General features: G+C 61.3%; 13 protein-coding genes. 3 read left to right on the top strand and 10 right to left on the bottom strand.

Annotated features, from left to right (window positions below):
- Nucleotides 1–8 precede the first annotated feature (8 nt).
- The 3 genes from GGQ66_RS05480 to GGQ66_RS05470 form a co-directional block, all read right to left on the bottom strand.
- Nucleotides 9–242 (bottom strand): BolA/IbaG family iron-sulfur metabolism protein, encoded by a 234-nt coding sequence (locus GGQ66_RS05480; protein ID WP_183790232.1) that lies wholly within the window; start codon nt 240–242, stop codon nt 9–11.
- 34 nt (nt 243–276) lie between these two features.
- Nucleotides 277–2,499 (bottom strand): phosphoribosylformylglycinamidine synthase subunit PurL, encoded by a 2,223-nt coding sequence (gene purL, locus GGQ66_RS05475; RefSeq protein ID WP_183790230.1) that lies wholly within the window; start codon nt 2,497–2,499, stop codon nt 277–279.
- An 87-nt stretch (nt 2,500–2,586) separates the two neighbouring features.
- Nucleotides 2,587–4,008: an aminotransferase-like domain-containing protein gene (locus GGQ66_RS05470; RefSeq protein WP_183790228.1), complete on the bottom strand. Its 1,422-nt coding sequence runs from the start codon at nt 4,006–4,008 to the stop codon at nt 2,587–2,589.
- An 81-nt stretch (nt 4,009–4,089) separates the two neighbouring features.
- On the opposite strand from GGQ66_RS05470, the gene GGQ66_RS05465 reads away from it, so the two are divergent.
- A complete protein-coding gene (locus tag GGQ66_RS05465; RefSeq protein WP_183790225.1) occupies nt 4,090–4,377 on the top strand; it encodes a DUF1127 domain-containing protein in 288 nt (95 codons plus the stop codon).
- A gap of 117 nt (nt 4,378–4,494) precedes the next feature.
- Here the strand turns inward: GGQ66_RS05465 and GGQ66_RS05460 are convergent, their stop codons facing one another.
- The 4 genes from GGQ66_RS05460 to purC form a co-directional block, all read right to left on the bottom strand.
- Nucleotides 4,495–4,905, bottom strand: a complete 411-nt coding sequence (locus tag GGQ66_RS05460; protein ID WP_183790223.1) for a hypothetical protein — start codon at nt 4,903–4,905, stop codon at nt 4,495–4,497.
- Nucleotides 4,906–5,036: 131 nt separating this feature from the next.
- The gene (gene purQ / locus GGQ66_RS05455; RefSeq protein WP_183790221.1) at nt 5,037–5,708 is read right to left on the bottom strand and encodes a phosphoribosylformylglycinamidine synthase subunit PurQ; all 672 of its coding nucleotides are present in this window, start codon (nt 5,706–5,708) and stop codon (nt 5,037–5,039) included.
- A gap of 17 nt (nt 5,709–5,725) precedes the next feature.
- Nucleotides 5,726–5,968: a phosphoribosylformylglycinamidine synthase subunit PurS gene (gene purS, locus GGQ66_RS05450; RefSeq protein WP_183790219.1), complete on the bottom strand. Its 243-nt coding sequence runs from the start codon at nt 5,966–5,968 to the stop codon at nt 5,726–5,728.
- A 19-nt stretch (nt 5,969–5,987) separates the two neighbouring features.
- The gene (gene purC, locus GGQ66_RS05445; protein WP_183790359.1) at nt 5,988–6,752 is read right to left on the bottom strand and encodes a phosphoribosylaminoimidazolesuccinocarboxamide synthase; all 765 of its coding nucleotides are present in this window, start codon (nt 6,750–6,752) and stop codon (nt 5,988–5,990) included.
- Between the two features lie 257 nt (nt 6,753–7,009).
- Between purC and GGQ66_RS05440 the strand changes: the two genes are divergently transcribed.
- Nucleotides 7,010–7,318 (top strand): ATPase inhibitor subunit zeta, encoded by a 309-nt coding sequence (locus tag GGQ66_RS05440; protein ID WP_183790217.1) that lies wholly within the window; start codon nt 7,010–7,012, stop codon nt 7,316–7,318.
- A 206-nt stretch (nt 7,319–7,524) separates the two neighbouring features.
- Nucleotides 7,525–7,839: a DUF1476 domain-containing protein gene (locus tag GGQ66_RS05435; RefSeq protein WP_183790215.1), complete on the top strand. Its 315-nt coding sequence runs from the start codon at nt 7,525–7,527 to the stop codon at nt 7,837–7,839.
- An 81-nt stretch (nt 7,840–7,920) separates the two neighbouring features.
- On the opposite strand, the gene GGQ66_RS05430 is transcribed toward GGQ66_RS05435, so the two are convergent.
- From GGQ66_RS05430 to purB, 3 genes are all read right to left on the bottom strand, one after another.
- Nucleotides 7,921–10,098 carry a sensor domain-containing protein gene (locus GGQ66_RS05430; RefSeq protein WP_441397105.1) on the bottom strand — a complete coding sequence of 726 codons (2,178 nt, stop codon included), beginning with the start codon at nt 10,096–10,098 and terminating at the stop codon, nt 7,921–7,923.
- Between the two features lie 638 nt (nt 10,099–10,736).
- A complete protein-coding gene (locus GGQ66_RS05425) occupies nt 10,737–11,303 on the bottom strand; it encodes an RBBP9/YdeN family alpha/beta hydrolase (RefSeq protein WP_183790213.1) in 567 nt (188 codons plus the stop codon).
- Between the two features lie 62 nt (nt 11,304–11,365).
- Nucleotides 11,366–12,673 carry an adenylosuccinate lyase gene (gene purB / locus GGQ66_RS05420; protein ID WP_183790211.1) on the bottom strand — a complete coding sequence of 436 codons (1,308 nt, stop codon included), beginning with the start codon at nt 12,671–12,673 and terminating at the stop codon, nt 11,366–11,368.
- Between the last annotated feature and the right edge of the window lie 17 nt (nt 12,674–12,690).

The following is a 12,690-nucleotide window of genomic DNA, read 5'->3' as shown; positions in this document are numbered from 1 at the left end:
TGCCTTTTTTATTCGGGCGCGGATGTCTGCAACGCCAGTGCGTGCAGAACGCCGCCCATATTGCCCCTGAGGGCTTCATAGACCATCTGGTGCTGCTGCACGCGGCTCTTGCCCCGGAAGGCTTCAGCCACGACTTCCGCGGCATAGTGGTCGCCATCGCCGGCAAGGTCGCGGATAACCACCTTCGCCCCGGGAATTCCGGATTTGATCATGTCTTCGATTTCGCCGGGCTTCATGGGCATGGTCGTTCCTCCTTCATTGCGAGGAACGCGGCGATCAAAGCTTGCCGCGTTCCATGAAGTCAGGGAACCACGATTCATGGGCCGAACGCAATTCCTCAATTGAAACAGGACGCGCATCCCCAAGCACGACGCTGTTACCGCCGGTGCGGCCGATGAAGGGCGTGAAGACGCCGGCTTCGCTGGCGCGCGCCTGAACGGTGTCGAGGTTCTCTTCCTTGATCGTCAGGACATAACGGCCCTGGTCTTCGCCGAAGAAGGTGGCGATCGGGTTTTCACCGTTGAGCGGCGAGATCTTCGCGCCGATACCCGAAGCAATCGCCATTTCGGCGACGGCAAGGCCGAGGCCGCCCGACGAGCAATCGTGAACGGCAGTTGCGAGACCGTCCTGAATGAGCGCGCGGACGAATTCGCCGGTCTTCTTTTCGTGCGCCAGATCGACATGCGGGGCAGGGCCTTCGATGCGGCCGAGCACATCGCGCAGATAGACCGACTGGCCGAGATGAGAACCCCAGTTGGCCGGAGCGCCAGCGAGAAGGATGGCTTCGCCCTGTGCCGCAAAGCGGATGCGCGCCATCTTCGACCAGTCCGCCAGAAGACCAACGCCACCGATCGTGGGGGTGGGCAGAATGGCCTGACCGTTGGTCTCGTTGTAGAGCGACACGTTGCCCGAAACGATCGGGAAATCCAGCGCGCGGCAGGCCTCGCCGATGCCCTTGATGGCGAAGACGAGCTGCCCCATGATTTCCGGGCGCTCGGGATTGCCGAAGTTAAGGTTGTCGGTCGCAGCGAGCGGAAGGGCGCCCGTTGCTGTAATGTTGCGCCAGCATTCGGCCACCGCCTGCTTGCCGCCCTCGAACGGATCGGCCTCGACGTAACGCGGCGTGACGTCGGAGGAGAAGGCAAGCGCCTTCCTGGGGTGAGTATCGACGCGTACGACGCCGGCATCGCCACCCGGAAGCTGGAGCGAATTGCCCTGGATGAGCGTGTCATACTGCTCGTAAATCCAGCGGCGCGAGGAATTGTTGGCGGAGCCGACGAGCTTGAGCAGGCCCTCGGAGACATCGCCCGCCGGAATGGAGGCGAGATCGAGGCTCGCCGCCGGCTTCGGCTCGATCCACGGACGGTCGTATTCAGGGGCCTGGTCGCCCAGATCCTTGATCGGCAGGTTGGCGACTTCCTCGCCCTGATGAATGACGCGGAAACGCAGGTCGTCGGTGGTCTTGCCGACGATGGCGAAGTCGAGGCCCCACTTGACGAAGATCGCCTTGGCTTCCTCTTCCTTCTCCGGCTTCAACACCATGAGCATGCGCTCCTGGCTTTCCGAAAGCATCATTTCATAGGCGGTCATGCGCTCTTCGCGCACAGGCACCTGGTCAAGGACAAGCTCGATGCCGAGGTCGCCCTTGGCGCCCATTTCGACGGCGGAGCAGGTGAGGCCGGCCGCGCCCATGTCCTGAATGGCGATGACCGCGCCGGTCTTCATCAGCTCGAGGCAGGCTTCCAGCAGGCACTTTTCGGTGAAGGGGTCACCGACCTGAACGGTGGGGCGCTTTTCCTCGATGCTCTCGTCGAATTCGGCGGATGCCATGGTGGCGCCGCCGACACCGTCACGGCCGGTCTTTGCGCCCAGATAGACCACCGGCAGGCCCACGCCCTTAGCTTCCGACAGGAAGATGGAATCGGCCCTTGCCAGACCGGCGGCAAAGGCGTTGACGAGGATGTTGCCGTTATAGCGGGCGTCGAATTCCACTTCGCCGCCAACTGTCGGCACGCCGAAGGAATTGCCGTAACCGCCGACGCCGGCGACGACGCCGGCAACGAGGTGGCGGGTGCGCGGATGATCCGGCGCGCCAAAGCGCAGTGCGTTCATTGCGGCAATCGGGCGGGCACCCATGGTGAATACGTCACGCAGAATACCGCCAACGCCGGTCGCAGCGCCCTGATAGGGCTCGATGTAGGACGGGTGGTTGTGGCTTTCCATCTTGAAGACGACCGTCTCGCCATCGCCGATATCGACCACGCCGGCATTTTCGCCCGGACCCTGAATGACGACCGCACCGGTGGTGGGCAGCGTCTTCAGCCATTTCTTCGAGGACTTGTAGGAGCAGTGCTCGTTCCACATGGCCGAAAAAATGCCGAGTTCGGTGAAGCTCGGCACGCGACCGATGAGATCCAGAATGCGCTGATATTCGTCCGGCTTCAGGCCATGAGCGGCGACGAGTTCCGGGGTGATCTGGATATCGTTGGGGATGGTCATGGGGCGATGAAGTCCGTGAGCGCAGGGGATTGGTTTCGCGCCCTCTTTAACCCATGTCATCCGCAAGCGCGACAGGAAAATGTGTTCTCACGCCAAGCTGTCACAGCCCGTTGCGCCGTGATCCAGCAGCCGGCGCAGAATGGTGAGCCCTTCTGCCACGTCAGCCTGCGTGGGCGGCATGGAGAAGCCGATACGTACCCGATGGTAGACCCGGTCCGTGCGGGCCGCCTTGAACTCGTCCTCGTCATCGACCAGCACCCCCTCGCTGAGTGCCGCAGCCCGGAATGTACTGGACAGCCAGGGGTCGGGCAGGTGCAGCCACAGGAACGGCGTATTGGGGTGCGATTCGAACTCGAGCCCGGCGAGAATCTTGCGGGCAATCGCCTCGCGGGCACCGATTTCGGTCAGGCAGCGGCGACGGATGGCGGCGGCATCACCGCTCAGCACCAGGCGTGCGGCAAGTTCGGCGAGCAGGAACGGCTGACCACCGCTCAGCATCTTGTGGGCAATGCGCACACGCGGTGCGAAATGGGTCGGGCAGGCGACCCAGCCGCCACGGACCCCCGCCGCAACCGATTTCGACAGCCCCCCGACCACGAACGTGAGTTCGGGTGCAAACGAGGCAATGGGTGGCAGATCGTCGTTACGCATGCCGCCATAGAGAATGTCCTCGACGATCCAGACATTGTAACGGCGGGCGATCTCCGCAATGGCCTGCCGTCGCTCCACCGAGAGCGTGATGCATGTCGGGTTCTGCGCAGACGGCATCAGGAAGACGAGTTTCGGATGTTGCTGCGCGCAGACCTTTTCGAATTCTTCGGGAATGATGCCCTGATCATCGATTTCCGTCAGCGCAATGCGGCGGCCGACGAGCGCCGCGCTGCGGCTGATGTGGGAATAGGTGAGGTTCTCGAACACGATCTTGTCACCAGGCGCGGTCATGGCCGTGATGACACTCATGATGCCGGCATGGGCGCCAAGCGTCGTGACGACGCTTTCGGGCAAGGGTGTCCAGTTGCCCTGCGCCAGCCAGGAAGCGCCGGCCCTGCACCAGTGATCGGGAAAGACATTCGTGTAATTGACGAGCCCGAGCGGGCTGTCGCGGGTGATCTCGGCCAGATGTCGCTCCAGAATGCTGTCCTGGCCAATGTTCGGAGCGCCCGTCGTATCGAAGCGATAATGATCGGCAGAGGGCGGTGCGATGAGGCGGGTTCCGGCCAGCGTAGCCACCACGGGGTCATGCGCAGCGGTGGCGGCTGGCGTCTTGCGATCGTTGACATAGGTGCCGCGACCGACCTCGCCACTCACCAGCCCGCGTTCATGAACAGTGGCATAGGCGCGGCTGATCGTGCCGATTGTCACGCCGAGATCATAGGCAATGTTCCGCTGCGGCGGCAATTTTGCGCCTGCCGGCAGGGTGCCATCGCCAATTGCGGCCTCGATGGCGTCTGCAAGGCGAAGATAGAACGGGCCATTGCCCTCGGAAATGTTCGGAAGCCAATTTGTCATGGAGACAATTTGTAAATTGCATCCCTGTCTTTGTCAATGATAGTGAGGCGACAGGTTCAATTATGACAAATTGGTGTGGAAATGCGCAAGCTCGATCAATATCTCTCGACAATCGATACAATATACCCGGATGGCTATGTACGAGAGCATTATTTTCGCGACACTGGCGACATGCTGGAGCCGCAGCCGCTGGTCTATGCCCACAATGGCAGCTTGTTTTCAAAGATGGTAGCCGCGATCCGTGGCTGGCACGCGAAGCGTCGCGGACGCGCCGTGCTGCGCGAACTGACGGATTTCGAACTGGATGATATCGGGGTGACGCCCTTCGAGGCGCGTCGCGAGGTGAACAAGTCCTGCTTCTTCGACTGAGGCGCTGAAAGACCCGGCTTCGCGCCACCCGCCTACAAAACTTTGCCGGTCTTCCCCGTCCGGCTACACCCGCCCAGCCAGTCCCAACCGGCTGCGGCGGGCTTTTCTATGCCTTTGTCAGGAGCGGCAACCGCTGCCGCCAGCCGCCCAGCGGCTGACATCGGCATTGATGCGGGCGGCGGAAGCATCGTTCAGGAGCGGTCCGTAGGTCGCGACGCGGGCCGGATTGCCTTCGGCCTCGACGACGAGAAGCGGGCGCGCTTCCGGGCTGTGGGCGGGCACGACCAAAATGCGCGGGCGGCCGGAGAATGAATTGAGTTCCGGCGCCAGCTTGTAGGAGCGGAAGGCGGCATCACCCGATTTGAACCAGCAGGCATTCGCACCAAGCGCGACGCGTTCCATGGTTGGCAGGGCGGCACGGCCGGGCGCAATGGGGGCGGGTGCGCGCTTCGACTGGCAGCCGGAAAGGATGATGGCGGCGGCACAAACCACTGCGGAGGCGAGAAGCGAGGTGCGAGCAAGGCGCATGAGGACGTGTCCAGAACAGGAGAGGGAGAAGGCTTCCGCCCGGCAAAGCGGGCAAGTGAGCCGCTTTCAACACGAAATTGCAGCGAAAACGCGGCGCGCCTTCGCTGCAACGGGTTCGAAAACGCCTGAAATCAGGCGGCGATGACGTCGAGGGCCGAAGCGAAGATACCGCGGCCATCATTGCCGCCATGGGCGGCTTCGATCAGGTTTTCCGGGTGCGGCATCATGCCGAGAACGTTGCCTTTCTCGTTGATGACGCCGGCGATGTCGTTGATCGAGCCGTTCGGATTGGTACCTTCGGCATAGCGGAACACGACCTGGCCGTTGCCTTCGATGCGGGCCAGCGTCTCGGCATCCGCGAAGAAGTTGCCGTCATGGTGAGCAACCGGGCAGCGGATGATCTGGCCCTCGGCATAGGCGCGGGTGAAATCCGTCGAGGCGTTGGCAACCGACAGCTTGATTTCGCGGCAGACAAAACGCAGCGAGGCGTTGCGCATCAACGCACCGGGCAGAAGGCCGGCTTCAAGCAGGATCTGGAAACCGTTGCATACGCCCAGAACCTTCACACCCTTTTCAGCAGCCTTCTTGACGGCCTGCATCACCGGCATGCGGGCGGCAATTGCGCCGCAACGCAGATAGTCGCCGTAGGAAAAGCCGCCGGGAATGACGATGAGATCGACATCGGGCAGTTCCGTTTCGGTCTGCCACACGGTAACGGGCGCCTGACCGGAAATCTTGGTCAGCGCCGCGATCATGTCACGGTCACGGTTGAGACCCGGAAGCTGGAGGACGGCAGATTTCATGGCGGCTATCCTTGGGTTCAGAGAATGGCGATCGAGTAGTTCTCGATGACGGTGTTGGCGAGAAGCTTTTCGCACATTGCCTTCAGGTCGGCTTCGGCCTTTGCCTTGTCCGCGCCTTCCAGTTCCAGGTCGAAGACCTTGCCCTGACGGACATGGCCGACGCCTTCAAAACCGAGCGCGCCGAGCGCGCCTTCGATTGCCTTGCCCTGCGGGTCGAGAACGCCGTTCTTGAGCGTTACGGTGACGCGTGCCTTGATCACAGTCTTCCAAGCCTCTCGCTTACTTGACGAGAACCGGGCCCGTACCGCGGACCGGTTCGTTTTCATTGATGATGCCGAGGCGGCGGGCCACTTCCGAATAGGCTTCGAGAAGGCCGCCCAGATCGCGGCGGAACAGGTCCTTGTCCATCTTCTTGTGGGTTTCGATATCCCATAGACGGCAGCTATCCGGCGAAATCTCGTCGGCCAGGATAATGCGCATCATGTCGCCTTCGAACAGGCGGCCGCATTCGATCTTGAAATCAACGAGCTGGATGCCGACGCCCAGGAAAAGGCCCGACAGGAAGTCGTTGACGCGGATGGCGAGCGCCATCATGTCGTCCAGCTCGGCGGGGTTGGCCCAGCCGAAAGCGGTGATGTGCTCTTCCGAAACCATCGGGTCGCCCAGCGCATCGGACTTGTAATAGAATTCGATAATCGAGCGCGGCAGAACGACGCCTTCCTCGATGCCGAGACGTTCGGACAGAGAACCGGCGGCGACATTGCGCACCACGATTTCGAGCGGAATCATTTCCACTTCGCGGATGAGCTGCTCGCGCATGTTCAGCCGGCGGATAAAGTGGGTCGGGATCCCGATCTTGTTCAGGTGCGTGAAGAGATATTCGGAGATGCGGTTGTTCAGCACGCCCTTGCCGTCGATGATGGCGTGCTTCTTCTTGTTGAATGCGGTCGCATCGTCCTTGAAGAACTGGATCAGCGTGCCCGGCTCGGGACCTTCGTAAAGGATCTTGGCCTTGCCTTCGTAAATGCGGCGGCGACGGTTCATATCGTTCGTTCTCATGGTTGGCGCTGGCCTGGGCCGCGCAGATAGATAATGATTGCGGTCCCCTTATCGGAAAAGAATGGATTTCACAATCACTCTGTCCCGGTCGAAGGGCTTTCCTGTATGCGAATTCTGGCCTCCTGCATTGGGGAATCGTTCACCTATACCCTACACCGAATTTCAAAAAATTCCCGCTATCAATCCAGTCACGGTCAGCTTGAGACGGCCGGTCACAACGGAAAACAAACGGGGACGACATAATGAACGCTTTGAAGCTTCGGGCCAACGCCCACGAAATCGGCTATGCTCTCGATGAGAAGAACCAATTCCTTGCCAGCGCGCGCCGTAACAAGCGTCTTGGCCAGTGGGCCGGCGAAATGCTTGGCAAGTCGGACGTCGATGCCTATGCCGACGCGGTGGTGCTGAGCGGCCTTGAGCGCCACAATGGTGAATTCGCCCACATCCGCCGGGATTTCGATTCCGCCGGCGTCGGTGTCTCCGACGAGGACATCCACTCCCAGATGAGCAACATGCTGCGCGACGTGCTGCTGGAGATGCGTAAAGTCTGATCGACGACGCAGACATTTCCCGCCAGATAAATGTTTCGGGCCTCCGCGGGCGTCAGGTTCGCGGGGGCTTTGCTGTCGTTTGTGCCGCGCTTCGTCCCGCACCGGAAATTGAGCCGATCATAGCCAAACTTCGCATTGCACTTTGAGCGTGCTTTTGATTAATGGTGGCTCAGAAAACCGAAACCGACCGTATAGGGAGACGCCAGATGAGTGGTTTGAGCGATCGCGAGAAGGCCTTTGAAAACAAGTTCGCCCACGATCAGGAGCTGAAGTTCAAGGCGGAAGCCCGCCGCAACAAGCTTCTTGGTCTCTGGGTTGCCGGTCTGATTGGCAAGGACGACGCAGAAGCCTATGCCAAGGAAGTCGTGATGGCCGATCTCGCCGAGGCCGGCAATGAGGATGTGTTCCGCAAGCTGCGCGCCGATCTCGATGCCGCTGGCGTTACGCTTTCCGACGAAGACCTGCGCACCAAGATGGTTGATCTCCTCGGCGAAGCCATCGACCAGATCACCAATTCCTGATACCGTCGATCCGATCTGACGTCATGAGCAGGCCGTGCGCTGTTGCGCGCGGCCTTTTTGCCGTGCAGTTTGCGAGTGCAGTCAATCCGGGTCTGCGCTGCGCCAGGCATCGCTGCGAACGAAAGCTTCCACCTGCGAGGCCGGGATCGGGCGTGCCAGCGCATAACCCTGCAGCGCGTCGCATCCCAGATCGCGCAGGATGCGGATGTGCTCCGCCGTTTCCACGCCTTCTGCTACGACGCGGATGTTCAGCGATCGGCCTATGTCGATGATCGAGCCGACAAGCTTGCGCTGCTCCTGCGAATTGGAGAGCGGCGTAACGAGTTCACGGTCGATCTTGAGTGTCGCGGGAGCAAGTCTCACCAGGCTGACGATGGAGGCATGGCCGGAGCCGAAATCATCGATCTCGATCGCAATGCCCTGCCTGCGAAGATTCTTGAGGTTTTCCGCTACCGCTGCGTCGAAATCATCGAGAAAGATCGACTCCAGAAGCTCGAAGGAGACTGTGCCCGGCTGGATGCCAAGTTCGCGAACGGTTTGATGGAGATGGGGATCGTGAAGCCGGCGGGCGGAGACATTGACGGAAATCTTCGGTATGCCAAGCCCCGTAGACTGCCAGCGACGGAAATCGATCAGCCCCTTTTCGAGGATCTGGGCGTCGATGTCGGCGACAGCGTCCAGGTCTTCCGCGATCGGCAGGAACCGGTCCGGCGTCAGGATGCCCCGTTCCGGGTGTTGCCACCGGGCCAGCGTCTCGGCACCGCAGATATCGAGCGTGCGGGCATCGAACTGAAACTGGTACCAGGGGACGAATTCACTCTGTTCCAGTGCGCGCAGTATCTCGTCGGAAACCTTCTTGGCATTGACGATCTCGTGCTGCATGCCCGAGGAGAAGACCTCGAAACGGTTTCGACCGAGATTTTTGGCCCGGTAAAGGGCGATGTCGGCATTTTGCAGCAACTGTCGGGCATCGAGCGAGGCATCGTCGCGACTGGCGATCCCGATGCTGGCGCCGATGCGGCACTGGTTACCGTCGACGGAAATCGGCTTGCGCAGTTCGTTGATGATGCGGTCGGCTAGCGAGACGAGGTGGTGTTGCGGCCCCTTGGAGCGGGCAACGATGACGAACTCGTCACCGCCGATCCGGGCGAGGAAGTCTTCCGCACGGGCGCAGCGTGCAAGAACGGCGGCGGCATGCTTGAGCATGGCATCGCCGACGCTGTGGCCCTGCGTATCGTTGATCTGCTTGAAGCGGTCGAGGTCTATGTGGAGAATAGACAGGTTGCCGCCGTCAGCCTCGTCATGAAGCACGCGGTCGAGATAACGGCGGTTCGGCAGCCCCGTCAGGTGGTCATGAAGTGCATTGTGCTCGATGCTGGCGCGGGCGGCTTCAAGGGCGACATTTCTGGCCTCCGCCAGATCGCGCGCCTGCCGCAACTGCTTTTGCAGTTCCACATCCTCGGACACGTCCCAGTCGGCGCCGATGACCTTGCGATGACCGGTGCCCGGCTCGATGAATGGCAGCGAACGGGAGCGAATATAGGCAATCGTGCCGTCGGCACGAATGACTCGGAACTCGTCGGAATGTGGCAGAAGGTTTTCGAGATGGTACTCCATCTTCGCAAGAACCCGGGCTTTATCTTCCGGATGCAGCATGCTTTCCCACGCCGAACCGACGGGGATTTCCTGTTCCACCGGCACCCCGTAGATGGCGTACATCCGCTCATCCCAGTTGCTGGTTCCCGTCGTCAGATTGGCCTCGAATACGCCGATACGCGATACGTCCAGAGCCAGCCGCAGGCGCTGCGCCTGCGCGGTCATGTTGTCTTCCCAGTCCTGGCGGCTGGTGACGTCCGCATCGGTGCCGGTGGAGCGGAGCGGATTGCCGTACTCATCCCACTCCACGCACATGCCGCGGCACTCGATCCAGATCCAGTTGCCGTTCTTGTGGCGGATGCGATAGCGGAATACCGCGTAATCCGGATCGCCGCGGTTCTGGCGTTCGATAGCGTGGAGCGTCCGCTCCCGGTCGTCGGGGTGAAGCTGGTTGATCCATTCCTCGTTATTGTGGATCAACTGGTCTGGCGACGTGAAGCCACGAATGCTGAGCCAGAGGTCCGAAAATTCGAAAACGCCGGTCTTGAGGTTATGGTCCCAGACGCCGAGCTTCGATGCGGTCAGAGCATATTCCGCCCGCTGCTCCTGCGCCCTGAGCGCTTCCTCGCGGGCAACCTGCTCGTCAAGCGGCGCGATCTGCATCAAAAGCAGCGGCGTTTTTTCGTATTCATAGGGAGTGAAGCCGGCAAGGCCGACGCGCAATCGGCCTTCGGCGGCGGGAAAACGCAGTTCGACGGTGAGCGGCCCGGCCTTTTCACCTCGTGTGAGATCGGCAAACAGGGTTGCAAGCTTGGCGAGGTCAGCCTCTGCGACGATTTCGCCAAGGGCCCGGTTTCCCGTCTGCGGTGCCTGCCCACCCCATTGTGTCTCGAACAGCGCGTTGGTCGCAACGATCCGTCCATCCATCGCCAAAGCGGCGGCGGCAAAGGGAAGGGGCGCAAGCATCATCGTCAACGCACAGCGCTTGTCGTCGCCCATACCTGTCCCGGACGGCTGTCCGCTCACGAAAGTGGTGGTCGTGCGCAACCCGAATTCCTTGCCTCGTATCAGTTTCGGCGCGTGATTTCATTCGCATTCGACCGGCATCATGCCATCGCTCCCCACTGTATGGGAAGAATGAACGATATAAATACAAGAATGAAGTTTAATTACGCTTAAACCGCAATCTCCCCCCGTTTCGACTTTTGGAGAAGGCAGTATCCGGCGGGAAAGGGCTTCCGGGCGAAGAACATCCCCGAAAAGTGGCAATCCCGCTCTGGCTTGAAAGGTTACAGGCGCGCTTAATGCACCTTCGGAGGTTGCAGCCGGCTGAGGAATTCAGCAAAGACCATCGTGCCTTCCGGCCAGGGACCATGGCCGGAATCGACGTTGATATGCCCGGACTCTCCGGCATCGATGAGCAGGGAGCCCCAGTTTTGCGTCAGCCGTTCCGCCGTCTCGAACGCGCAATAGGGATCGTTGCGGCTGGCGATGGTGATCGCCGGAAAGGGAAGACGCGCCAGCGGGTAGGGACCAAAGGCGGTGAGCCCCTCGGGCACGCGGCGCGCATCCTCGATATCCGGCGGGGCGACGAAGAAGGCGCCGGCCACCTTGGCGCCCAGATTGGGCAGGGCGTGCAGCACGGTCGCAACACCAAGCGAATGGGCGACAAAGACCACGGGGCGGGTTGCCACCGAAACCTCGCGCACGATGCGGGCCGTCCAGTGTTCCAGAACAGGGTTGTTCCAGTCGGCCTGTTCGACGCGGCGTGCGGTCGAAAGGCGCTGCTCCCAGCGGGTCTGCCAGTGTCCGTCGCCGGAATCGCCATAACCGGGAACGATGAGGATGTCCGCTTCCGCGACTTTCATGGAAATGCCCCTGTTTCTCGATGCGCTGGAATGAAAAGGGCGGCCTGCGCCGCCCTCCGGGATCAGACTTCGCCGAAGACGCGGCGGAAGATCGTATCCACATGCTTGGTGTGGTAGCCGAGGTCGAACTTCTCGCGAATGTCGGCTTCCGGAAGGGCGGCGCGCACTTCCGGATCGGCCAGCAGTTCCTCAAGGAAGTCCTTGCCCTGTTCCCACACCTTCATGGCGTTGCGCTGCACGAGGCGATAGGCGTCCTCGCGGGAAACGCCGGCCTGCGTCAGTGCCAGCAGCACGCGCTGGGAATGCACGAGGCCGCGGAACTTGTTCATGTTCTTCAGCATGTTTTCCGGATAGACGAGCAGCTTGTCGACAACGCCGGTGAGGCGGGCCAGCGCGAAGTCGAGGGTGATAGTCGCATCCGGGCCGATCATGCGCTCCACGGAGGAGTGCGAGATATCGCGCTCATGCCACAAGGCCACGTTTTCCATCGCCGGGAAGGCGTAGGAACGAACCATGCGGGCAAGACCCGTCAGGTTTTCGGTCAGAACCGGGTTGCGCTTGTGCGGCATGGCGGAAGAGCCCTTCTGGCCCGGCGAGAAATATTCTTCCGCTTCCAGAACTTCCGTGCGCTGCAGGTGGCGGATCTCGATGGCCAGACGCTCGACCGACGAGGCAATGACGCCGAGCGTTGCGAAGAACATGGCATGACGGTCGCGCGGGATGACCTGTGTCGAAACCGGCTCGGGCTTCAGACCCATGGCGGCGGCAACATGCTCTTCCACACGCGGGTCGATATTGGCGAAGGTGCCGACAGCGCCCGAAATGGCGCAGGTGGCGATTTCCTCGCGGGCCGCCATCAGGCGCGTCTTGCAGCGGTCGAACTCCGCGTAGGCAAGCGCCAGCTTGACGCCGAAAGTGGTCGGCTCGGCATGGATGCCGTGCGAGCGGCCGATGGTGACGGTGTCCTTGTGCTCGAAAGCACGGCGCTTCAGTGCGGCCAGCAACTTGTCGAGGTCGGCCAGCAGAATGTCGGAGGCGCGGGTCAACTGCACATTGAGGCAGGTGTCGAGCACGTCGGAGGAGGTCATGCCCTGGTGGACAAAACGACTGTCCGGACCGACGAATTCGGCCAAATGCGTCAGGAAGGCGATGACGTCATGCTTGGTGACGGCCTCGATTTCATCGATGCGGGCGGTATCGAACTGCGCGGCGGACCCCTTCTCGCGGATCGTATCGGCAGCGGACTGCGGGATGACGCCGATGGCAGCCAGCGCGTCGCAGGCGTGGGACTCGATTTCGAACCAGATGCGGAACCGGGTTTCGGGCGACCAGATGGCGACCATTTCGGGCCGGGAATAACGGGGGATCATGGGCTGGTCCTTCTCAA

Origin of the sequence: Allorhizobium borbori (assembly GCF_014196535.1) — a bacterium.
GTDB lineage: Bacteria > Pseudomonadota > Alphaproteobacteria > Rhizobiales > Rhizobiaceae > Ectorhizobium > Ectorhizobium borbori.
Note: the sequence above shows the minus strand (reverse complement) of the source record. Positions and strands in the feature narration are given on the sequence as shown.

Bases quoted from the DNA above. Each gene is read 5' to 3' on its own strand.
- GGQ66_RS05480 (WP_183790232.1), bottom strand. From the start codon at position 242: ATGCCCATGAAGCCCGGCGAAATCGAAGACATGATCAAATCCGGAATT.
- purL (WP_183790230.1), bottom strand. From the start codon at position 2,499: ATGACCATCCCCAACGATATCCAGATCACCCCGGAACTCGTCGCCGCT.
- GGQ66_RS05440 (WP_183790217.1), top strand. From the start codon at position 7,010: ATGAACGCTTTGAAGCTTCGGGCCAACGCCCACGAAATCGGCTATGCT.
- GGQ66_RS05460 (WP_183790223.1), bottom strand. From the start codon at position 4,905: ATGCGCCTTGCTCGCACCTCGCTTCTCGCCTCCGCAGTGGTTTGTGCC.
- GGQ66_RS05465 (WP_183790225.1), top strand. From the start codon at position 4,090: ATGCGCAAGCTCGATCAATATCTCTCGACAATCGATACAATATACCCG.
- GGQ66_RS05430 (WP_441397105.1), bottom strand. From the start codon at position 10,098: ATGCAGATCGCGCCGCTTGACGAGCAGGTTGCCCGCGAGGAAGCGCTC.
- GGQ66_RS05435 (WP_183790215.1), top strand. From the start codon at position 7,525: ATGAGTGGTTTGAGCGATCGCGAGAAGGCCTTTGAAAACAAGTTCGCC.
- GGQ66_RS05425 (WP_183790213.1), bottom strand. From the start codon at position 11,303: ATGAAAGTCGCGGAAGCGGACATCCTCATCGTTCCCGGTTATGGCGAT.
- GGQ66_RS05470 (WP_183790228.1), bottom strand. From the start codon at position 4,008: ATGACAAATTGGCTTCCGAACATTTCCGAGGGCAATGGCCCGTTCTAT.
- purB (WP_183790211.1), bottom strand. From the start codon at position 12,673: ATGATCCCCCGTTATTCCCGGCCCGAAATGGTCGCCATCTGGTCGCCC.
- purC (WP_183790359.1), bottom strand. From the start codon at position 6,752: ATGAACCGTCGCCGCCGCATTTACGAAGGCAAGGCCAAGATCCTTTAC.
- purQ (WP_183790221.1), bottom strand. From the start codon at position 5,708: ATGAAATCTGCCGTCCTCCAGCTTCCGGGTCTCAACCGTGACCGTGAC.